Consider the following 21,239-nt stretch of genomic DNA (forward strand, 5'->3'; position numbering starts at 1 on the left):
TCAGTCCCGCCGTGGTGCGCTGCGGGCGGGTTCAGCGCCCGCGAGCCAGGCGACCCGCGGCCCGGATCATCGGAATCTGCAGGGGCAGTCGTGCCAGGGTGACGGCCCGGATCATTGGTGAGGCCTTCCGGGCACGCCACGCGTGGTAGAAATTCCCCGGCCAGACGGCCAGGAAGAGCACCTGAGCGGCCTTGCCTCCCACGCGTCGGGTGGCCGGTACGGCCAACAGCCCGGCGACGGCCAGCTCCGCCACACCCGAACCATAGGTCCAGGTACGGGCCGAGCCCGGCAGGGCGCGAGGGATCAGGCCATCGAAGGCCCGAGGCCGTGAGAAGTGCAAAACACCCATGCCCGCCAGGGCCGTGCTCATGACTCCAGCTCGCCCGTGGCTCTCATCACGTTTCATGCCGTTCCGTGCCATGGCGCTACACCGCTAAGTTCGTCGGGCGGCACAGGCGCCACACGTTCGTGGTGCCGGCGCGTTCGAAATCCAGGCTGACCAGGGCGCGGATCAGCGCCAGTCCGCGGCCGGATTCCGCCAGGGCATCGGCCATGACGTCCTCAAGCGGCACGGTGCCCTGCGGCACGCCCAGCGCCGCCGAGGCGGCACCGAACTCGATGATGGTCGCGCGCAGCTCGGCGGGGGAGGCCACCAGCTCCATTCCCAACTCGACCGGTCCCGGGTCTCCCACGCCGTGCCGGATGGTGTTGCTGACCGTTTCGATGACGGCAGTATCGAAGGCCATCCGATCCAGGGCCGGAACATGGTCGGCCGCCGCCCACAGGTCTTCCAGGTGATCGTGGACGGTCTCGATAGTCCCTGGTTCCGCTGGAAGACGGTCGGCGCAGCGCAGGATCGGCTCAGGCACGGGTGAACGCCGATGCAGAGTCGGGGTAGGGGGTCAGCACGCGGTCCATGCTAGTCAGTTGTAGCACCATCAGTACCTGCGGTGGCACATTGGCGATGCGCAGGTCGCCACCGGCCTGGCGAGCCAGTTTGAGGCAGCCGATGAGGGCGCCCAGGCCCGATGAGTCCATGAACTCCGTGGCGCCGAGGTCCACCACGATCTGCCTCGAGCCCGCGCCGATCTCGCTGGAGATCACGTCCTTGAGCTTGGGGGCGGCGACCATGTTCAGGCGGCCCTCACTCTTCACCTCCGTGTAGGTGTCATGTCTTTCTACGGTGACCTGCATTAGCGGTGGTCCTTTCCTGGGACATCGGGATGACGGTGGACGACGACGGCGGTGACGTCATCGTGTTCGGGATCATCCTGGGCGAGCCGGGCGAGATGGTCCGCCACGTCCTGGATGCTGCGGTGGGCGAGGACGACCTTCGACATGGCCGCGAAGGTCCCCTCGAGGTCGCCGACGGCATCGAGCACGCCGTCGCTGACGAGGATCAGGGACTCTCCGGGGTTCAGGTCGGCCCGCTGGGCCACCCACTGGTCCTCGAACCAGAGGCCTACCGGCGGTCCTCCTGCATCGAGGCGCCTCGCGTTGCCATCAGGGCCCACGATGGCCGCGATTCCATGGCCGGCATCCATGTAGGAGAAGCGGCCGTTGGCAGGATTGAGGCGGACCTTGAAGACCGTGGCATAGGAATCGGAGCTTTCCAAGGCGCCCCCCAGTGACTGGGCGGCGTGGTTGAAGGCCGAGGTCAGTCCCGGCATGTTGCCGACGGTCCGGAAGGCAGACCGCACGGCTGCGGCGATCATCGCCGCGCCCATGCCCTTGCCCATGACATCCGCGAGGATCACGTGCAATTGGCCGGAGGAGACATGCCAGTCGTAGAGGTCGCCCCCGACCGCCCGGGACGGGCGGAAGCTCGCCGCCACCTCGTATCCGGGCAGGTCCGGAGAGGCGTCCGGCAAGAGACCACGCTGAACCTCGACGGCGCGTTCCAGTTCCGTCGAGTCCCTCACCAAGTCGCGGGGCCGCCGGAACAAGGCAGCTACGCGTGCCCTCAGCGCCCGGGTGCTGAACGGCTTGCTGAGGTAGTCATCGGCACCGGCCTCCAGCCCGGCCAGCTTGTCGATCTCCGTTGAGCGCGCGGAGATCATCACCACATAGGCGTTGGAGTACTCGCGCAACTGGCGGCATACCTCCAGCCCATCGAGGCCGGGGAGCTGCACGTCCAGGGTTATCAATTCGGGATCGAGGGTTTGGACCAGTTCCACGGCCCGGGTGCCGCTGGGGGCTTCGGATACGGTGAAGCCCTCCCGGTTCAGGGTGTGGACCAGCAGACTGCGAATGTCATCATCGTCCTCGACCACGAGGGCGTGACGAGTTGAGGATGGTGGCGCCATGAGAAGACCAACTCCCGTCGGAAGATACGGAGATCGTGCGGGTCAATGACGGGCGTCCTGGGGATAGAACGCGGGTCATCCGGTGATCCCTATATCAGCACGGCTGCCGGTCTTTTTTACCCTGGCCCGAGATTGTTAATCCCCTGGTCCAGCATCATGAAGCAGATCCGTCACGCCTGACGGCCGTACCTATCCGGCGGTGGCCTCCGAGACGTCCGGCGCGGCCAGCTCCACCTGGGAGACCTCGATGTCGGTGTCCCCGTCCGGGCTGCCGGCCACCAGGGTGAGTTCGCGGACGTTGCCCGCGGCTTTGAGGTCGGCGAGTCCGCCGCGCAGGGAACCGAGGCGGTTCTCCGGGGCGGTCACGACGGCGGCGAGCACCTCCGTGCGCTGCTTCACCTTTGCCTCGGACTTGGCCCTCCGGATGCCGCCGAGGGCGAGGGCGACCGCGGCGAGCACATCGGCGGTGGCGCCGGCGGAGGCGGCCTCGATGCCGGCGATCTCCTCAGACCGGCCCGGCCACGGGGCCCGGTGCACTGAGCCGGTCCGCCACCAGCCCCAGACCTCGTCCGTGGCGAAGGGCTGGAAGGGGGCCAGCAAGCGCAGCAGGGCGTCCAGCGTGGTCGCCAGGGTGGCCAGCACGGAGGCCTGCTCGGCCTCGCCGTGGCCGCCGTAGGCGCGGTCCTTGATGAGCTCCACGTAGTCATCCGTGAACTGCCAGAAGAAGGACTCCGTCAGGTTCAGCGCCCGGGCGTAGTCGTACGTCTCGAAGGCCCGCGAGGACTGCTGGACGGTGTCGTACAGGCGGACCATCAGGGCCTTGTCCAGCGGGTTGGTGATGACCGCGGCATCGTCGGCCGAACGCACCACGTTGTCCACCGAGGCTCCGAGGTTCAGGGCGAACTTCGAGGCATTGAGGAGCTTGATGGCCAGCCGGCGGCCGATCTTCATCTGCGCCACCTCATAGGCGGTGTCCGCGCCGAGCTTGGCGGAGGCCGCCCAGTAGCGGACCGCGTCCGAGCCGTATTCGTCCAGCACGTCGGTCGGGACCACCACGTTGCCCTTGGACTTGGACATCTTCTTCCGGTCCGGATCCAGGATCCAACCGGACAGGGCGGTGTGGTTCCACGGCACCGAGTCGTTCAGGGCCTCGGCTCGGACCACGGTGGAGAACAGCCACGTGCGGATGATGTCGTGGCCCTGGGGGCGCAGGTCGAACGGGAATACCTTGCCGAAGAACTCCTCGTCCCGGCTCCAGCGGCCGACGATCTGCGGGGTCAGCGATGAGGTGGCCCAGGTGTCCAAGACGTCCGGGTCTCCGGTGAAGCCACCGGGCACGTCGCGCTGAGACTCGTCGTAACCGGGAGCCGCCTCGGCCACCGGGTCCACCGGCAACTGGTGCTCGGCGGGCACGATCGGGTGCTCGTAGTCCGGTTCGCCGGAGGCGTCCAGCGGGTACCAGACCGGGATCGGCACTCCGAAGAACCGCTGGCGGGACACCAGCCAGTCGCCGTTGAGGCCCTCCACCCAGTTCTCGTAGCGGGAGCGCATGAACTCGGGGTGCCAGGACAACTGGCGGCCCCGGGCGATGAGCTTCTCGCGGCGTTCGGCGTCTCGGCCGCCGTTGCGGATATACCACTGGCGGGAGGAGATCACCTCGAGCGGCTTGTCACCCTTCTCGTAGAAGTTCACCGGGTGGGTGATATTCTTCGGTTCCCCGTCCACCAGGCCGGCGTCGGTCAACGAGGTCACCACGGTCTCCTTGGCGGAGAACACGGTCTTGCCGGCCAGCTTCTCGTACTCAGCGCGGCCTGACTCGCTGGTGATCCATTCGGGGGTCTCGGCGTGGAAGCGGCCGTCGCGGCCCACCACGGTGCGGGTCGGCAGATCGAGTTCGCGCCACCACGTGACGTCGGTGAGGTCACCGAAGGTGCAGACCATGGCGATGCCAGAGCCCTTGTCCGGCTTGGCGAGCCCGTGGGCTCGGACCTCGACCTGGACCCCGAACAGCGGAGAGGTCACGGTCTGGCCGAACAGCGGCTGGTACCGCTCGTCGTCGGGATGGGCCACGAGGGCCGAACAGGCCGGCAGTAACTCGGGGCGGGTGGTCTCGATGAAGACCTTCTCCCCGGCGGCGGTGAAGAACGGGATGCGGTGATAGGCGCCGGGCACCTCGCGGTCCTCGAGCTCGGCCTGGGCCACGGCGGTGCGAAAGGTGACATCCCACAGGGTGGGGGCCTCGGCCATGTAGGCGTCCCCGGAGGCCAGATTGCGCAGGAAGCCGCGCTGGGACACGGCGCGGGAGGTGTCGTCGATCGTCCGGTAGGTCAGGGACCAGTCCACGGACAGGCCGAGCCGCGTGAACAGGTTCTCGAAGACCTTTTCGTCCTCGACCGCCAGTTCCTCGCACAGCTCGATGAAGTTGCGGCGGGAGACCACATCCCAGTCCCGCTGGTTCTTCGCGGGCTTCTCCGGCGGCTGGTACCCGGGGAGGTAGGGCTTGGTCGGATCGCAGCGGACGCCGTAGTAGTTCTGCACGCGGCGTTCCGTGGGCAAGCCGTTGTCATCCCAGCCCATGGGGTAGAAGACGTTCTTGCCGTTCATGCGCTGGTAGCGGGCCAGCACGTCGGTCTGCGTGTAGGAGAACATGTGCCCCACGTGCAGCGATCCGGAGGCGGTCGGCGGCGGGGTGTCGATCGAGTAGACCTGCTCCCGCGTGGTGTCGGCCTCGAAGGCATAGGTGCCCTCGGCCCTCCACCGGGCGGAGAGCTTGTCCTCCAACCCCTCCAGGGCTGGGCGGTCCGGAACGGTCACGGCAGGACTGGTGGACGCGGTCATGGAAGCGGGCGTGTCTGTGCCCGGGATCTGTTCAGCCATGATCCCGATTGTCCCACGCCCCCTGAGGCTCTCCGAACCGGGTCACGTGGGACGGCGTGATGGCGAGCCAGGGAATCCCGGCCTACCGTGGGGCCATGCCCACGTCACGCAGCAAAGCCGGAAGCAAGGCCGGCGACCAACATGGCGACCAACATGGCAGCCAGCACGGCAACACCCCGCCGCAGATCCGCATCCGCCGCGTCTATGAGGCCCCGGACGGCGGTTACCGGGTCCTGGTCGACCGGATCTGGCCGCGGGGGATCGCCAAGGCAGACCTCGAGCTGGACGAGTGGTGCAAGTCCGTCGCCCCCTCCAGCCAGGCCCGCAAGGACTTCCACCACGATCCGGACCGCTTCGCGGACTTCACCCGGCGCTACGAGGCCGAGCTGGACGCCGCGGGACGCCCTGGAAACCATGGAGAGCCCGACGACGGCGGCGCACCGGCCGTCGACGCGCTCCTGGAACGCTGGGAAGACTCCCGCAAGGACGGAACGAAAGACCTCGTGCTCCTGTATGCGGCCAAGGACCCGGAAATCAACCACGCCGTGGTGCTGCGCCGGTTCCTTCAGGCCAAGAGCGGCGGCCAGGACCAGAGCAGCGGCACACACCAGCAGCGGCATCAACCCCGTCCGTCCCACGAGAAGGACCCGTCAACATGATTCCCTCCAACACCAGTGCCAGCACCGGTCTCGGTGACAGCATGACCGGCACCGCGCCGGTCGCGGCAGGGCGCACGGATCGGGTGGAGCTGGCGAACCGAGTAGTCAACGAGTTGGGATCCGAGCTCACCCCGGGGGCCGTCAGCGTCGAGCCGGGCGTCGTGGCGGGCCACGCCGCGGACCAGGCACCCTTCGGCGCGGTCGGCGCTGCGGTGGCCCTGGTGCGGGCCCGCACCGTCCAGGACGTCCAGGCGACGCTGCGGTTCGCATCCCGGCTCGGCGTCCCGGTGGTGCCCCAGGGCACCCGCACCGGCATCTCCGGTGGTGCGAACGCCGTGGACGGGTGCATCCTGCTCTCCGTCGAGCGGATGGACTCGATCCTGGAGATCAACACCGGCGAGCAGACGGTGACCGTGGAACCCGGGGTCATCAACCAGACCCTCAAGGAGGCCCTCGTGCCCCACGGCCTGGCGTACCCGCCGGATCCCGGCTCGGTGGCGATCTGCTCCATCGGCGGGAACGTGGCCACGAACGCCGGCGGTCTGTGCTGCGTGAAGTACGGGGTGACACGGGACTACGTCCGGGAACTCAAGGTCGTGCTGGCTGATGGCACGCTGACCCGGCTGGGGCACCGGACGGCCAAGGGAGTGGCCGGACTGGACCTCGCCGGCCTGTTCGTCGGCTCGGAGGGGACCCTGGGCGTCGTCGTGGAGGTGACGTTGCGGCTGGTGCCCCTGCTGCCGCCCCCGTTGACAGCCGTGGCGGCCTTCGCCACGGAACGCGCGGCCGCCTCCGCCGTGGCGGCGTTCATGGCCACGGGCGCCCGCCCCTCGATGCTGGAGTCCCTGGACCGCCATGCCATCGCGCTCCTCAACGAGTTCGGGGACTTCGGACTCGACGCGGAAGCCGGAGCCCTGCTGATGATGCAGTCCAACGGGGACGGCCACCGGGAGGCCGCCGAACAGGAGGTGGCCGCCTTCGCCGCGACGGCCGAACACCACGGTGCCCTGGACGTCGCGTTCAGCACGGATCCTGAGGACAGCGACGCCCTGGTGGCCACCCGGCGGATGGCCCAGCCGGCCTTCGAACGCCATGCTCAGGCTCACGGCGGCGGACAGCTGCTGGACGATGTCTGCCTGCCACGGATGGCATTGCCCGAGTTCTACGACCGTCTGGAGACCATCCGCGCACGGACCGGCCTGATGATCGCCGTAGTCGCCCATGCCGGTGACGGCAACGTCCATCCCTCCGTGTTCTTCGACGCACAGGACCCGGAATCGACCCGTCAGGCCCATGAGGCGTTCGAGGAGATCATGGACATCGGCCTGCAGCTGGGCGGCACCATCACCGGCGAGCACGGGGTGGGCTCGTTGAAGCGTGCCTGGCTGCCCCGAGAGCTGGATGAGGGGAGCCGGCGGCTGCACCGGTCGATCAAGGACGCGGTGGACCCCCGGGGCATCCTCAATCCCGGCAAACAACTCGCCGAACTCTGACCGGGTGTCCGGTTGTGAAGGCCCCTGACCGTGAGGAGGACTGGCCGTGAATAGAGTGGTGCCATGACTGGTGAGAAGAACACCCGACCGAACCGCGCCGCCGTCGTGACCGGGGCCTCCTCCGGCATCGGCCGGGCCACCGCCGCGCAACTCGCGGCCGAGGGCTGGACCGTCTACGCAGTGGCCCGCCGCGCCGAGAGGCTCCAGTCCCTCGCCGAGGCAGTGCCCGCCGGCACCGGAACCATCGTCCCGGTGCCCGCCGACGTCACGGACGCCGAGCAGATGGCCAAGGCACGCCAGGTCGTCGAGGACGGCGGGGGAGTGGACACCGTGCTGTGCATCGCCGGCGGCGCCCAGGGCACCGACCGGGTGGCGGACGGCCAGGCCCGGGACTGGGACTGGATGTACCGCGCCAACGTGCAGGGCACCCTGAACACCACCCAGGCGTTCCTGCCCCTGCTCCGCGCCACCGGGCACGGCACCGTGCTGGTCCTGACCTCGACGGCGGCGCTCGCCAGCTATGAGGGCGGCGGCGGATACAACGCGGCGAAGATGGCCCAGCACGGACTCGTCGGCGCCTTGCGCCTCGAGGAGGTGGACCACAACATCCGGGTGGTCGAGGTGTTGCCGGGACTGGTGCACACCGAGGAGTTCACGCTGAACCGTCTCGGCGGCGACCAAGAGGCGGCGGACCGCGTCTACGCGGGGGTGGAGAAGCCCCTCACCGCCGAGGACGTAGCGGATGTCTGCACCTATGCCGTCTCGGTGCCCCACCACGTCAACCTGGACCAGATCGTGCTGCGGCCCGTGGCCCAGGCGGCCAACTTCAAGATTGTCAGATCTACGTAGGAACGTAAGACTAAGTGAGGAACACCAGCATGGCAGGACAGCACCGAGACGAGACGACTACCGCGGGCCGGGACGGCAGCAAGGGCAACGGCGCGGACAGCAGCACGGACACCGACCACCCCGGCGTGAACGGCCGGCGACTCCGGCGGGCTCTCGGCCTGGGCGCCGCCACCGGGATCGCCTCCGCCTTCCCCCTGTGGAAGATCCCCCGCAAGCCCCTGGCCCTGTGGTCCGGCGGCATCGCTGCCGCGGTGGCGACCGGCTTCCTGATCCTGAAACGGGATCAGTCCGAGCGTGAGGCCGAGGTGCAGGGTGAAGCCCCCACCGAAGTGTCCCGCGCCCGGCGCCTCGGCGCCCCCGTGGTCACGGGGGCCCTCTTCGGTGGCCTCATGGCCGGCTCCATGTGGCTGACCTCGGTCACCGACGAGTGGTCCGAGAAGCTGATCGCCCGGCTCGGTGCGAAACGGCCGCGGGCTACCTACGCCTTGCTCGCCGGGGTGGGGACCGCGCTGATCGACTACTTCGACGATTCGCCGAGAAAGAGCGGGCAGGACGGGAAAGTCGAGCCAGGCGAGTCGAGCCGGAAAAGAGCGTAGAATCAACGCCAGCAGCACCAACAGCACTGACCCGGCCATCACCGGCGAGCTTCCGGAAGAACGGGCACGGCACAGGCCAGCCCCATTAGACCCGGACGGGTAAGCCCGTCACAGCAGTCATGAGCGGCCGATCTCGCCTCACGGGACCACCGGGGAGCGGGACGGCAAGCAGGGTGGTACCGCGCCGCCGTCGTCCTTGATCTCCACGCCGGAGCTCGAGGACAACGTCAGGCGTCCTTGCAGGAAGACCAGACAGCACCACAGTCGACCCCTGCAAGGATGGAACGCCCGTGTACCCCCTCGCCAGCTCGGATCCGAACGCCCAGTCCGGCACCCCCTCCTCCCCTCGTTTCCCGGAGATCGAGGAGCGCGTCCTGAAGTACTGGGACGAGGACGGCACCTTCCAGGCCTCCATCGACGCGCGGCCGGCCACCCACGAGGACGGCTCCGGCAACGAGTTCGTCTTCTATGACGGCCCTCCCTTCGCGAACGGCCTGCCCCACTACGGTCACCTGCTGACCGGCTACGTCAAAGACCTCGTGGCCCGCTACCAGACGCAGCAGGGCCGCCGGGTGGAGCGCCGCTTCGGCTGGGACACGCACGGGCTGCCCGCCGAACTCGAGGCCATGAAGCAGCTGGGCATGACGGACAAGGCCCAGATCGAGGCCATGGGGATCGACAAGTTCAACGACGCCTGCCGCGCCTCCGTGCTCAAGTACACGGACCAGTGGAAGGACTACGTCAACCGGCAGGCCCGCTGGGTCGACTTCGAGAACGACTACAAGACCCTGAACCCCGAGTTCATGGAGTCCGTGCTCTGGGCGTTCAAGGACCTGCACTCCAAGGACCTCACCTACCGCGGCTTCAGGGTGCTGCCCTACTGCTGGAAGGACGAGACCCCGCTGTCCAACCACGAACTCCGCATGGACGAGGACGTCTACCAGTCCCGCCAGGACCCCTCGGTCACCGTGGCCTTCCCGATCACCGGCCTGGCCTCGTCCGGCGGTGCGGACATCTCCGGTGCCGATGCCGATCTGGCCACCGAGCTCACCGGGGTGCGCGTGCTCGCCTGGACCACCACCCCCTGGACCCTGCCGACCAACCAGGCGCTCGTCGTCGGGCCGGAGATCACCTACGCCGTGGTCCCCGCCGGACCGGAGGCCACGGAGGACGTGGCCGGATCCTCGTATCTGCTGGCCCAGGACCTGCTGGGGGCGCACGCCAAGGAGCTCGGATTTCCCGACGCCGGCGCCGCCACCGAGGCAGTCCTGCGCACCTACCTGGGCTCCCGGCTCGGGGGACTGGCCTACGAGCCGCTGTTCACCTACTTCACGGATGTGGAGGCCTACGGCACCGAGAACGCCTGGCAGATCCTCGTGGACGACTACGTCACCACCGAGGACGGCACCGGTGTGGTCCACCAGGCCCCGGCCTACGGTGAGGACGACCAGCGGATCTGTGAGTCCCACGGCATCCCGGTGATCCTCTCCGTGGACGAGGGCGCGCGCTTCCTGCCCCTGTTCGGGGACGCGAACCGGGGCGGCGGCGTGCTCCAGGACATCGCCGGCGTGCAGGCCTTCGAGGCCAACCGGACCATCATCCGGGCGCTGAAGGCCGCCGGGAAGCTGCTCAAGGAGACCTCCTACGAGCACTCCTACCCCCACTGCTGGCGCTGCCGGACGCCGCTGATCTACCGCGCCATCACCAGCTGGTACGTCTCCGTCACCGCGTTCAAGGACCGCATGGTCGAGCTGAACGAGGACATCAACTGGATCCCGTCCAACGTCAAGCACGGGCAATTCGGCAAGTGGCTCGAGAACGCCCGGGACTGGTCCATCTCCCGCAACCGCTACTGGGGCTCACCCATCCCGGTGTGGGAGTCGGACCACCCGGAGTACCCGCTCCAGGAGGTCTACGGTTCGCTGGCCGAGATCGAGGAGGCCTTCGGGCGATTGCCGCGCAACGATCAGGGCGAGGTGGACCTGCACCGTCCTTGGATCGACGATCTGACCAGGCCACACCCCGATCCGGAGGCCGCCGCCGCCGGGGCCGTGATGCGCCGCGTGGAGGACGTGCTGGACGTCTGGTTCGACTCCGGCTCCATGCCGTACGCGCAGGTGCACTACCCCTTCGAGGCGAAGGAGTGGTTCGAGACCCACAACCCGGCCGACTTCATCGTGGAGTACATCGGCCAGACCCGCGGCTGGTTCTACACCATGCACGTGCTGGCCACCGCCCTGTTCGACCGCCCGGCGTTCTCCAACGTCATCAGCCACGGGATCGTCCTGGGCTCGGACGGGCAGAAGATGTCCAAGTCCCTGAAGAACTACCCGGACGTCTCCGAGGTCCTGGACCGGGACGGCTCGGACGCCATGCGGTGGTTCCTGATGGCCTCGCCCATCCTGCGCGGCGGGAACCTGGTGGTCACCGAGGAGGGCATCCGGGAGGCGACCCGCCAGGTGCTGCTGCCGGCCTGGAACGTGTGGCACTTCTTCAGCCTCTACGCGAACTCGGCGCGCGGCCGGTCCGCGGACGGCACAGAACGCCCGGAGGGCTACCGGGCCTCGTTCCGCTACGAGTCCTCGGACCCGCTGGACCAGTACATCCTGGCCGCCACCGGGCGCATGCTTCGCGAGGTCAAGGCAGGCCTCGACTCCTATGAGGTCTCCGACGCCACCGACGCTCTGCGCGCCTACATGGACACCATGACCAACTGGTACGTCCGCCGCTCCCGCCAGCGGTTCTTCGACGAGGACACCCAGGCCCTGGACGTGCTGTACACGTCCCTGGAGGCCTTCTGCCGGGCCGCGGCGCCGTTGATGCCGTTGGTGGCCGAGGAGATCTGGCGCGGACTGACCGGCGGCCGGTCGGTGCACCTGACCGACTACCCGGATGCCGCGCCGTTCTTCGCCGGCTTCGCGTCCGAGGAGGAGGCGGAGGCCCTGGTCGAACGCATGGAGACCGTCCGCCGCATCGCCTCGGCCGGCTCCTCGTTGCGCAAGGGGGCCAAGCGCCGCGTGCGGCTGCCGTTGCAGTCCCTGACCGTGGTGGTGCCGGATGCCGCCGGCCTGGCGGGCGCCTACACGGACATCATCATGGACGAGCTGAACCTGAAGTCCGTGGACCTGCAAGACGCCTCCGAGGTGTCCGCCACCGACTTCGGCATCAGCCAGTCCTTGGCCGTCAACGCCCGTGCTGCTGGCCCGCGCCTGGGCAAGCAGGTCCAGGTCGCCATCAAGGGCGCCAAGTCCGGTGACTGGTCCGTGGCCGAGGACGGGACGGTCGTTGCGGGCGGCATCGCGCTCGTCGAGGGGGAGTACTCCCTGGAGACCACCGTCGGTGCGGCTGATGCCGATGCCGCGGCTGACGGCAACCAGGACCACGACGCCGGCGCCGCGGCTGCGTCGCGCGCCGTCACCGTGGTGCCCGGCGGCTTCCTGGTACTGGACACCTCGGTTCCGGCGGACATGGCCGCCGAGGGCACGGCGCGCGACGTGATCCGGGCCGTCCAGGCCGCCCGCAAGGATGCCGGACTGGAGGTCTCGGACCGGGTGCGGACCGTGATCACGGGACCGGCCGCCGTCGTGCAGGCCGTGGAGGTGCACCGGGACCTCGTCTCCGGGGAGACCCTGACGGTGGAGTTGGTGCTGGAGGATTCCGGCGCCGCGGATCCGCGCCAGGACCCCGCCGACGATGCGACCAAGACCGTGCAGGTGGCCGTGGCCAAGGCCGCCGCCGCATCCGTCTCGACTGGGAGTGACGCATGAGCAAGAACAACAACAAGAACGTCAAGAAGAACAAGAACCAGAACGAGAAGAAGAACAAGAACCAGAACCAGCAGTTGCCGGGTGGGCCGTCTGAGACCTCTGAGACATCCGAGGCGCCCGAGACGGTCGAGGCCGTCTACCGTGACCTGCTCGCGCGGGCCCCGGAGAACAAGATGGAACCGCGCATGGAACCGATGTTCCGGGCGATGAAGTTGCTCGGCGAACCGCAGCGGGCGGCGCCGGTCATCCACCTGACGGGGACGAACGGCAAGACCTCCACGGCGCGGATGATCGAGTCGGTGCTGCGGGCCTATGGCCTGCGCACCGGCCGCTACACCTCGCCGCACCTGAGCTCGGTGACCGAACGCATCAGCATCGACGGGGCGCCCGTGGACCGCGGCACCTTCGTGCGGATCTGGAATGAGATCCTGCCGGTGGTCCAGGTGGTCGACGCCGAGCTGGAGGCGGCCGGGGAGAACCGGCTGACCTACTTCGAGGCCGTCACCGTGCTCGGCTTCGCCGTCTTCGCGGATGAGCCGGTGGACGTGGTGGTGCTGGAGGTCGGCCTCGGCGGAATCACGGACGCCACCAATGTGGCTGACGCGGCGGTGTCCGTGGTGAGCCCGATCTCGCTGGACCACAGCGACCTGCTCGGGGACACCGTGGCCGAGATCGCCGCGGAGAAGGCCGGGATCATCAAGCCCGGCGGCTTCCTCGTCTCGGCCGCCCAGGAACCGGACGCCGCACAGGTGCTGCTGGACGTTGCCCGTGCCGTGGACGCGGGCTTTCGGTTCGGTGGCGTCGACTTCGGTGTGGAGTCCCGGTCCGTGGCCGTGGGCGGACAACAGGTGTCCGTCCAGGGGATCGCGGGCGGCTACCCCGAGCTCACACTGCCGCTGCACGGCGGGCACCAGGCCGAGAACCTGGCCCTCGCCGTGGCCGCATTGGAAGCATTCTTCGGGGCCGAGAAGCCGTTGGAGTTCGAGCTGCTGCAGCAGGGCATCGCCGAGGTCACCGCCCCCGGACGGCTCGAGGTGGTGCGCAACGCCCCGACGATCGTGGTGGATGCGGCGCACAACCCTGCAGGCATCAAGGCCACCGCCGGGGCACTGCAGGAGGCGTTCGGACTCGAGAAGCTCGTGCTGGTGGTCGGCATCCTCCAGGAGAAGGACGCCCTGGCCATGCTCACGGAGCTGTACCGGGAGTTCGGCGACCTGGTGGAGGACCTCTGCCTGACCCAGTCCGATTCGCCGCGCGCCATCCCGGCCGGCGAACTGGCCCAGACGGCCCTGGACGCCGGATGGCCGGAGGAGGATCTCTTCGCCACGGAGTCCGTTCCGGACGCCATCGAATGGGCCGTGGGACGAGCCGAGGCCACCGTTTCCGGGGAATCCGGCCTGGGCGGCGGCGTGCTGATCACCGGATCCATCACCCTGGTGGCCGAGGCCCGCGAGCTCCTCGGTGCACCCTCGGCGGGTGCGCCGGGGTCCGGGACCCCGGAGGCGGTGGCCGTGCCCACCGCAGTGGACGTGTTCAACGACTTCGGCCTGGAGCTGGGCGACGGTCTCGACGAGGACGAGGAGGACTTCGACGACATCTTCGATGAGACCGATGATGAGACCGATGACGACGTCGAGGGTGGAACCCACGGACCTGAGGGTGCCCGGGGATCTCGGGCAGACGGAGGGAACAACGCATGAGATCGGACCACTCGGCCGAGGAGACAACCGGGCAGGAGTCCTGGCGACCCGCACGGGAGACCAAGTCCCAGCGGCAGTGGAAGCCGGGGCAGGTCAAGAAGGTCCGCTCCATCCGGGCGACCTTCACCTCCACCGTCTTAGTCATGGAGGCCTTCGTGCTGGCCTTCTTCGGCATGGCCGTCTACGGGGTCAACCGGGGTGAGCCGATGGCGCCCTGGGCGCTGGGCCTGTCCCTGGGACTGGCGGTGGTGGCGATCCTGACGTGCGCGCTGGTCCGGAAGCCGCTCGGCATCTGGATCGGCTGGACCATCCAGGTCCTGCTGGTGGCGTCCGCCTTCGTCGAATACACCATGGCCATCGTGGGTGTGGGCTTCGGCCTGGCCTGGTGGTACGCCGTGGTCAAGGGCGGGCAGATCGACCGTGAGAACACCTCACGCGCCGAGGCCGAGGCGAAGTGGCGTGAAGAGCAGGACCCCGCATCCCAGTAGGGTTGGAACCGGAGTCCGCGTGAGCGGCCTAGAAATCGTCCATCCCAGGACCACCCGACCCCTGGAGATCCAAGGAGCATCTGTGACCACCACTGTTGAAGAGACCCTCGTCCTCATCAAGCCGGACGGAGTCGCCCGCAACCTCACCGGCCAGATCCTGGCCCGCGTTGAGGCCAAGGGCTACACCATCGCGGACCTGAGGATGCTTGAGCCGACCCGCGAGATGCTCGTGCAGCACTACGCCGAACATGAGGGCAAGCCCTTCTTCGAGCCGCTCGTCGAGTTCATGGGTTCCGGCCTGGTCGTGGCCGTGCGCCTGCAGGGCAACCGCGTCATCGAGGGCTTCCGCTCGCTGGCCGGCGCCACCGAGCCCACCGCCGCGGCTCCCGGTACCATCCGCGGTGACCTCGGCCGTGACTGGGGCGAGTCCGTGCAGAAGAACCTGGTCCACGGTTCCGACTCCACCGAGTCGGCCACCCGCGAGCTCGGCATCTGGTTCGCCTGAACTGACAGCCCGCTCCGGCTGAACCCAGCTGTACTGTCATCACTCCCGGAAGATCCGGGCGAGGAAGACTCGCTCGGACCTTCTGGGGTGGTGATTTTTTTTCGTTGCCACCGTGGATCTGCCGTTGCAGACCGCAGGTATGGAGTGGGGCCGCGGTGGCCCGGGTCTTAGGGTGATCCTGGAATCCCGCCGCCGCTTGACAGAGAACATAGGGGCACCCCCGACCCGAGGAGTCATCATGACGCAGAACGCCTCTAATCCGTACTACCTGGCCGCCCCCTACACCGAGGTCACGGTCCTCGAGGTGCCGCCGGTCACCACAGTGGTGCAGGCCGTCACCGATTCACCGATGGCCTCCATGGCGGAGGTGTTCGACTCCACCTTCTCCGCGCTCTTTCCCACACTCGGCAGCCACGGCCTCCAGCCAGTCGGCCCCGCCTTCGCGCTGCACACCAGGATGCCTTCGGACACGGTTGACATGGAGGTGGGCCTGCCGGTGGACCGACCTCTGGAGGAGCCGGTCACCGCGGGATCAGGAATCACGCTGGAGTCCTCCGAGTTGCCGGGAGGGCGGATCGCGATCGTCTCCCACCTCGGCGCCTATGAGGGGCTGGGGGACGCCTGGGGCGCCTTCATGCGGGCCGTGGCCGAGGCCGGTCATCAGCCCGCGCTGCCGTTCTGGGAGATCTACGTGACCGAGCCGAGCCCGGATCAGGACCCGGCCGCCATGCGCACAGACCTGGTCACGCTTCTCGCCTGAGCCTCACGTTGCTTACCTGAGCCTCACGCTGATCGCCTGGACAGTTCGCTGAGGCGGTTCTGACCAGCGGTTCTGAACAGCGGTTCTGAACAGCGGCTCAGAAGAAGGCGTTGGAGAAGCGCAGCAGGATGGAGGCCAGCACGCCCACGTAGAGCAGGACGATGATCGGCCAGGACCACTCAGCAGCGAATTTGCGGAGGCCGGCCGGTGCGGGGATCACGCCGTGTTGGATGTTCCGGGACGTCAGCAGGACGAACAGGGGGATCATGCCGGCCCAGACGACCATGCAGTACAGGCAGAGGATGTTGATCTCGTAGACGGCCTGGCTCCATAGCCAGACGATGAAGACGAAGCCGGCCAGGACTCCGAGGTTCATGCCGATCCAGAACCAGCGGGCGAACCGCGCCCGGGCGAACAGGGCCATGGCGATGGTGATGACGATCGGGAACGCCACCATGCCGATGAACTGGTTGGGGAAGTTGAAGAGCTGGGACTGCCACGTCTTCATGACCTCGCCGCAGGACACCCAGGGATTGAGGTCGCAACTGGTGATGTGGTTCGGATCGTTCCACAACATCACCCGTTCCATGACCAGCATGAGGGTGCCGTACAGGCCCAGCAGGGCGGTGACCAGCAGCATCCAGGCCGTACCGAGGGGCCGCGCGTACCAGCTGAGGCGGTCGTCGAGCCCACTGCCGGGGGTGACGACGTCACTGCCGGCATCGGTCGCGGTGTGGGGGGAGGCGTCTGAGGGAGAGTTCACCGTTCCATCGTAGAACGTGGGGTGCTGCCGTGAACGAGTCCCGGTGCGGCGTGCGGCCGTGGCGCCGGGTGGCGGAGGCTCTTCGGCTTCATCCCGACGATCAGGCGTCCCGTGTGAGAGAATGATCATCGACTCGCCGATGGCCACACCATGGGCAGAGTCCATTGGACGGCCACCGGGCCGGCGGTAGAGGACTGAGGCAGTGTAAGGAAACTGCCAGGCCTGAGAGACGCGGACCACGCGTCCCCGGCCTTGCGACAGCCGCCATGGGCACGCGACAAGAAGCGTGAGACCGGGATGGCCGCCGATGGTTCCGGGAGAGGGCGCCGCATCCCGCGGAGACCGAACCTACGGTTCACCTAAGACTTTTTGGAGTCCGTCGACGGCGGCACCCCGAGTACCGCTTGACGGATCGGGGGAAACGCCACCGGGAACGGACCGAGCCGCTCCACGGGCACGAGTGTGGCGTGACCGCGGTGCAGGAGGTGCTGTCCATGGCAGCCAACGAACACCACGACAACGACGCAGCAGCAACGTCCGAACAGGACGCGCAGACCACGGGGGACCGGACGCTGGATCCGCCCTCAGCGGTTCCCGAGGATGCCGGAACAACGGCCGCTCAGGAATCGTCCTCCACTGGGGACGCAACGGTCGCCGAGGAGTCACCGGCCTCCGAGTCCGAGAACCCAACTGACCCCTCGGATACGGCCACCGCTGGCACCACCGCGGCTACGGAGCCCGCCGACGAGAAGCCGGCCGTTGATGACCCCTTCGCCATCCCGGAAGACCCGTTAGCCCTGATCTTCAAGGCTCCGGACCTGTCCACGCTGCCCCAGGTAGCGCGCAGGTCCCGCGATGACCGTAGTGAGCGCAGTGAGCCCGAGGACCGCGGTCCGCGTCAGAACCGCAACCGCCGCCAGGACGAGGACGCCAGCGGCGGCTATGACGAGGTCGAGGCCACGGCTGATGACTCCCGCACATCCCGCGATGACTGGAACGATCAGGACGATGAGGGCGGCCAGTCCGGCTCCCGCAGCTCCCGCCGTCGCCGCCGCAGCCGCGGCCGCTCGGGCAGCGCCTCGGACCAGGGCCGCACCACCTCGGAAGACGGCGACGACGGTGACGATCAGTCCCAGCGCAGCTCCGGTGCCCGCGGCGGAGACGGGCGTGAGGACCGTCAGAACCAGGACCACGTGGACGGCTCGGACGCCGAGGGCGACGGCAACGGCTCGCGCCGACGCCGCAAGCGCCGCCGCGGTGACGTGGACATGGAGCTGGAGGGTGGCGCCGGGGATGACCCGGAGAACACCGTGACCCGCGTTCGCGCACCCCGCCAGGCCGCCTCCACCGGCCCGGAGGCTGTCACCTCCCTCAAGGGCTCCACCCGCCTGGAGGCCAAGCGCCAGCGCCGCCGCGATTCACGCTCCGGTGGCCGTCAGCGCCGCCACGTGATCACCGAGGCCGAGTTCCTGGCCCGCCGCGAGTCGGTGGACCGCAAGATGCTGGTCCGCCAGCGCGAGCACCGCATCCAGATCGCCGTCCTGGAGGACGGGGTCCTGGCCGAGCACTTCGTGTCCAACACCACCCAGGACTCGCTGATCGGCAACGTCTACGTGGGCAAGGTCCAGAACGTGCTGCCGTCCATGGAGGCCGCCTTCGTGGATATCGGCCGCGGCCGCAACGCGGTGCTCTACGCCGGCGAGGTCAATTGGGATGCCGCCAACCTCGAGGGCAAGTCCCGCAAGATCGAGAACGCCCTGAAGTCCGGCGACTCCGTCCTCGTCCAGGTCACCAAGGACCCGGTCGGTCACAAGGGCGCCCGGCTCACGAGCCAGATCTCCCTACCGGGCCGCTACCTCGTGTACGTGCCGGGCGGTTCCATGACGGGCATCTCCCGCAAGCTGCCGGACGTCGAGCGCTCCCGCCTGAAGAAGATCCTGAAGGACCACCTCCCGGAGAACGCCGGCGTGATCGTTCGCACGGCGGCCGAGGGCACCTCGGAGCAGGAGCTGATGCATGACATCAACCGCCTGCGCGCCCAGTGGGAGGGCATCGAAGCGAAGTCGACCTCCACGAAGACCCTGGCCCCGGAACTGCTCTACTCTGAGCCGGACCTGACGATCAAGGTGGTCCGGGACGTCTTCAACGAGGACTTCTCCGGCATGATCGTCCAGGGCGAGGACGTCTGGGACAACATCGAGGCCTATGTGACCTACGTGGCGCCGGACCTGCTGCCCCGTCTGGAGCAGTGGAAGCCCGAGGAACACGACGGCGAGGACCTGTTCGCGTCCAACCGCATCGACGAACAGCTGCAGAAGGCGCTGGACCGCAAGGTCTTCCTGCCCTCCGGCGGTTCGCTCGTCATCGACCGCACCGAAGCCATGACCGTGGTGGACGTCAACACAGGCAAGTTCACCGGCTCCGGCGGCAACCTCGAGGAGACCGTCACCAAGAACAATCTCGAGGCGGCCGAGGAGATCGTCCGGCAGCTGCGCCTGCGGGACATCGGCGGCATCATCGTGATCGACTTCATCGACATGGTGCTGGAGTCCAACCGTGATCTCGTGCTGCGCCGCATGGTCGAATGCCTCGGCCGAGACCGAACCAAGCACCAGGTCGCCGAGGTCACGTCGCTCGGCCTGGTCCAGATGACCCGCAAGCGCATGGGCACCGGCCTCGTCGAGATCTTCTCGGAGAACTGTGAGCATTGCAACGGCCGCGGCATCATCGTCCATGACATGCCGGTGGAGCACCGCCGCGCCCATACTGCGCACGGGGAGCCGAGGGCCCACAGCGCGTCCCCTAGCCACGGCGGATCGGGCGGATCGGCCCGAACCGGTGGATCTGGTGGTTCCGGCGGGCCCGTGCAGGACGACTCCAACGACGGAGGCCGGAAGTCCTCCCGCAGTGAGCGCCGCCGCCGCAGCCGGGAACGCCAGGCCGAGCGTGAGCGTCATGAGCATCAGGAGCCGCCGGTCGAGCAGAAGCTCTCCCCCGAGGAGGAGGCCGAGCGCAAGGCCCGTGCCGAGGCAGCCAGGGCGGCCTTCGCCAACATGGCGGCCGCCGCGGCCAGCGCGCATGAGGAGAAGGACGGGGACTCCACCCCCGAGAAGGCCTCCCAGTCGGCGCCCGAGCAGGCCCCAGAGCAGGCGGCCGGGCAGGATCGGCCGGATCCGGCACCCTCGACTCTGACCCTCGCGGGCGAGGCCGTCGAGGTGCCGCAGGCCAAGCGCCGCTCCCGGCGGTCGAAGGCCACGGCGGCCCCCCAGGCCGACTTGGCGTCACTGGAGAGCGCTCTCGACCAGAAGACCCCCCGCGACCAGCGCGCCTCCGGCGACACGGCCCAGGCGGGTCAGGCGGGTCAGACAACTCAGGCGGAACCGGCAGCGCGGCCTCAGCGCCGTCGTCGGGCGGCCTCCTCCGAGGGGGCCGGTGACATCCGGACGGTGGAGGTCGCTGCGGCTGACGAGAACACCGGCGGTGGTCATCGGTTCAGTGCTACCGCCGCTCCGGCCGGGAGCAGTGCGGAGGCGGAGGCCCAGCAGAAGAAGGCGGCCGCGCCCTCGGCCGCACCGATGATGCTGGGCGTCGGGGTCAAGGCAGAGGATATCGCTCGCCCCGAGTGAGCGTGTCATTTGGCCCGAGGGGGCACCGGCGGGTAGGATAGATACTCGGTGCTGCGCCGCCGTCGTTTTCTGTCTGCCCGGTGAATTGGGTGTTGGAAAGCCCGCCGGTACGCCGTGAGCCGTTGCCCCCGCTGTCCGGGACCGTCCGCCTTTGCCGGCCGGACACCGCTGGTTTGGGCTGGCCGGGTTGCAGCCGAACAGATTCGTAAATGTCGAGAGAAGTGAGTCCCAAGTGGTGTACGCGATTGTCCGCGCTGGCGGCCGCCAGGAAAAGGTCTCCGTTGGAGACCTCGTTACCCTTGACCGCGTTGCCGCTGAGGCCGGAAGCTCCCTGGAGCTCTCCGCCGTCATGCTGGTGGACGGGGACAAGGTGACCACCGGTACTGATGACCTGTCCAAGGTCAAGGTCACTGCCGAGGTCGTTGACCATTCCCGTGGCAAGAAGATTGTCATCCAGAAGTACAAGAACAAGACCGGCTACAAGAAGCGCCAGGGTCACCGTTCCGAGCTGACCACCGTCAAGGTCACCTCGATCGCCTGATCCGGACTTCCAGGTCCCCGAGATAAACACCGAAGGATTGCACCATGGCACATAAGAAGGCCGGTAGTTCCTCCAAGAACGGCCGCGATTCGAACGCACAGTACCTGGGCGTCAAGCGTTTCGGCGGCCAGGCCGTCAACGCCGGCGAGATCCTGGTCCGCCAGCGCGGTACCAAGTTCCACCCGGGCGCCAACGTCGGCATCGGTAAGGACGACACCCTGTTCGCCCTGTCCGCCGGCGCCGTCGAGTTCGGCAACCGTCGTGGCCGCAAGGTCGTGAACATCGTTACTGCCGCTGCTGAGTGATCAT

At 68.2% G+C, this 21,239-nt stretch carries 18 protein-coding genes; 12 read left to right on the forward strand and 6 right to left on the reverse strand.

The genetic code is table 11. The annotated features are described in order from the left end of the window. Positions 1–31 precede the first annotated feature (31 nt). The 5 genes from C8E99_RS03215 to valS all read right to left on the reverse strand — a co-directional run bounded on the left by C8E99_RS03215 (position 32) and on the right by valS (position 5,183). Entirely contained in the window at positions 32–370 is a 339-nt protein-coding gene (locus tag C8E99_RS03215; protein ID WP_115931080.1) for a DoxX family protein, read from the reverse strand. 55 nt (positions 371–425) lie between these two features. Next, complete coding sequence (locus C8E99_RS03220; RefSeq protein WP_170144515.1) at positions 426–869, reverse strand: ATP-binding protein; 444 nt, start codon at positions 867–869, stop codon at positions 426–428. After that, positions 862–1,194, reverse strand: coding sequence for an STAS domain-containing protein (locus C8E99_RS03225; RefSeq protein ID WP_115931082.1), 333 nt, complete (start codon positions 1,192–1,194; stop codon positions 862–864). The genes C8E99_RS03220 and C8E99_RS03225 overlap by 8 nt, the downstream gene beginning before the upstream one ends. Then, positions 1,194–2,306 (reverse strand): SpoIIE family protein phosphatase, encoded by a 1,113-nt coding sequence (locus C8E99_RS03230; protein WP_115931083.1) that lies wholly within the window; start codon positions 2,304–2,306, stop codon positions 1,194–1,196. Before C8E99_RS03230 ends, C8E99_RS03225 begins: the two co-directional genes overlap by 1 nt. Positions 2,307–2,495: 189 nt before the next feature. Continuing rightward, the gene (gene valS, locus C8E99_RS03235) at positions 2,496–5,183 is read right to left on the reverse strand and encodes a valine--tRNA ligase (protein ID WP_115931084.1); all 2,688 of its coding nucleotides are present in this window, start codon (positions 5,181–5,183) and stop codon (positions 2,496–2,498) included. Positions 5,184–5,278: 95 nt separating this feature from the next. Here valS and C8E99_RS03240 point away from each other — a divergent pair, with 95 nt between their 5' ends. From C8E99_RS03240 to C8E99_RS03280, 9 genes are all read left to right on the forward strand, one after another. After that, positions 5,279–5,842, forward strand: a complete 564-nt coding sequence (locus tag C8E99_RS03240; protein WP_115933181.1) for a DUF488 family protein, N3 subclade — start codon at positions 5,279–5,281, stop codon at positions 5,840–5,842. Beyond that, positions 5,839–7,335 carry an FAD-binding oxidoreductase gene (locus C8E99_RS03245; RefSeq protein ID WP_245952057.1) on the forward strand — a complete coding sequence of 499 codons (1,497 nt, stop codon included), beginning with the start codon at positions 5,839–5,841 and terminating at the stop codon, positions 7,333–7,335. The genes C8E99_RS03240 and C8E99_RS03245 overlap by 4 nt, the downstream gene beginning before the upstream one ends. Before the next feature lie 63 nt (positions 7,336–7,398). After that, positions 7,399–8,184, forward strand: a complete 786-nt coding sequence (locus tag C8E99_RS03250; RefSeq protein WP_115931085.1) for an SDR family oxidoreductase — start codon at positions 7,399–7,401, stop codon at positions 8,182–8,184. 29 nt (positions 8,185–8,213) lie between these two features. Continuing rightward, entirely contained in the window at positions 8,214–8,780 is a 567-nt protein-coding gene (locus C8E99_RS03255) for a hypothetical protein (protein WP_115931086.1), read from the forward strand. Between the two features lie 290 nt (positions 8,781–9,070). Then, the gene (gene ileS / locus C8E99_RS03260; protein WP_115931087.1) at positions 9,071–12,547 is read left to right on the forward strand and encodes an isoleucine--tRNA ligase; all 3,477 of its coding nucleotides are present in this window, start codon (positions 9,071–9,073) and stop codon (positions 12,545–12,547) included. 74 nt (positions 12,548–12,621) lie between these two features. Then, on the forward strand, positions 12,622–14,247 hold the full coding sequence (locus C8E99_RS03265) for a bifunctional folylpolyglutamate synthase/dihydrofolate synthase (RefSeq protein WP_425452910.1): 1,626 nt from the start codon (positions 12,622–12,624) through the stop codon (positions 14,245–14,247). Next, positions 14,244–14,735: a DUF4233 domain-containing protein gene (locus C8E99_RS03270; protein WP_115931089.1), complete on the forward strand. Its 492-nt coding sequence runs from the start codon at positions 14,244–14,246 to the stop codon at positions 14,733–14,735. The genes C8E99_RS03265 and C8E99_RS03270 overlap by 4 nt, the downstream gene beginning before the upstream one ends. 82 nt (positions 14,736–14,817) lie before the next feature. Beyond that, positions 14,818–15,240 carry a nucleoside-diphosphate kinase gene (gene ndk, locus C8E99_RS03275; RefSeq protein WP_115931090.1) on the forward strand — a complete coding sequence of 141 codons (423 nt, stop codon included), beginning with the start codon at positions 14,818–14,820 and terminating at the stop codon, positions 15,238–15,240. Between the two features lie 238 nt (positions 15,241–15,478). Next, positions 15,479–16,000: a GyrI-like domain-containing protein gene (locus C8E99_RS03280; protein WP_115931091.1), complete on the forward strand. Its 522-nt coding sequence runs from the start codon at positions 15,479–15,481 to the stop codon at positions 15,998–16,000. Positions 16,001–16,097: 97 nt separating this feature from the next. Here the strand turns inward: C8E99_RS03280 and C8E99_RS03285 are convergent, their stop codons facing one another. After that, complete coding sequence (locus C8E99_RS03285) at positions 16,098–16,763, reverse strand: vitamin K epoxide reductase family protein (protein WP_245952058.1); 666 nt, start codon at positions 16,761–16,763, stop codon at positions 16,098–16,100. A 494-nt stretch (positions 16,764–17,257) separates the two neighbouring features. On the opposite strand from C8E99_RS03285, the gene C8E99_RS03290 reads away from it, so the two are divergent. The 3 genes from C8E99_RS03290 to rpmA all read left to right on the forward strand — a co-directional run bounded on the left by C8E99_RS03290 (position 17,258) and on the right by rpmA (position 21,235). Next, positions 17,258–20,389, forward strand: coding sequence for an Rne/Rng family ribonuclease (locus C8E99_RS03290; protein WP_115933184.1), 3,132 nt, complete (start codon positions 17,258–17,260; stop codon positions 20,387–20,389). 232 nt (positions 20,390–20,621) lie between these two features. After that, positions 20,622–20,930 (forward strand): 50S ribosomal protein L21, encoded by a 309-nt coding sequence (gene rplU / locus C8E99_RS03295; RefSeq protein ID WP_115931092.1) that lies wholly within the window; start codon positions 20,622–20,624, stop codon positions 20,928–20,930. Positions 20,931–20,974: 44 nt separating this feature from the next. Further along, positions 20,975–21,235 carry a 50S ribosomal protein L27 gene (rpmA, locus tag C8E99_RS03300; RefSeq protein ID WP_115931093.1) on the forward strand — a complete coding sequence of 87 codons (261 nt, stop codon included), beginning with the start codon at positions 20,975–20,977 and terminating at the stop codon, positions 21,233–21,235. The last annotated feature ends 4 nt before the right edge of the window (positions 21,236–21,239 follow it).

The organism is Citricoccus muralis (assembly GCF_003386075.1).
Classification (GTDB): domain Bacteria; phylum Actinomycetota; class Actinomycetes; order Actinomycetales; family Micrococcaceae; genus Citricoccus; species Citricoccus muralis.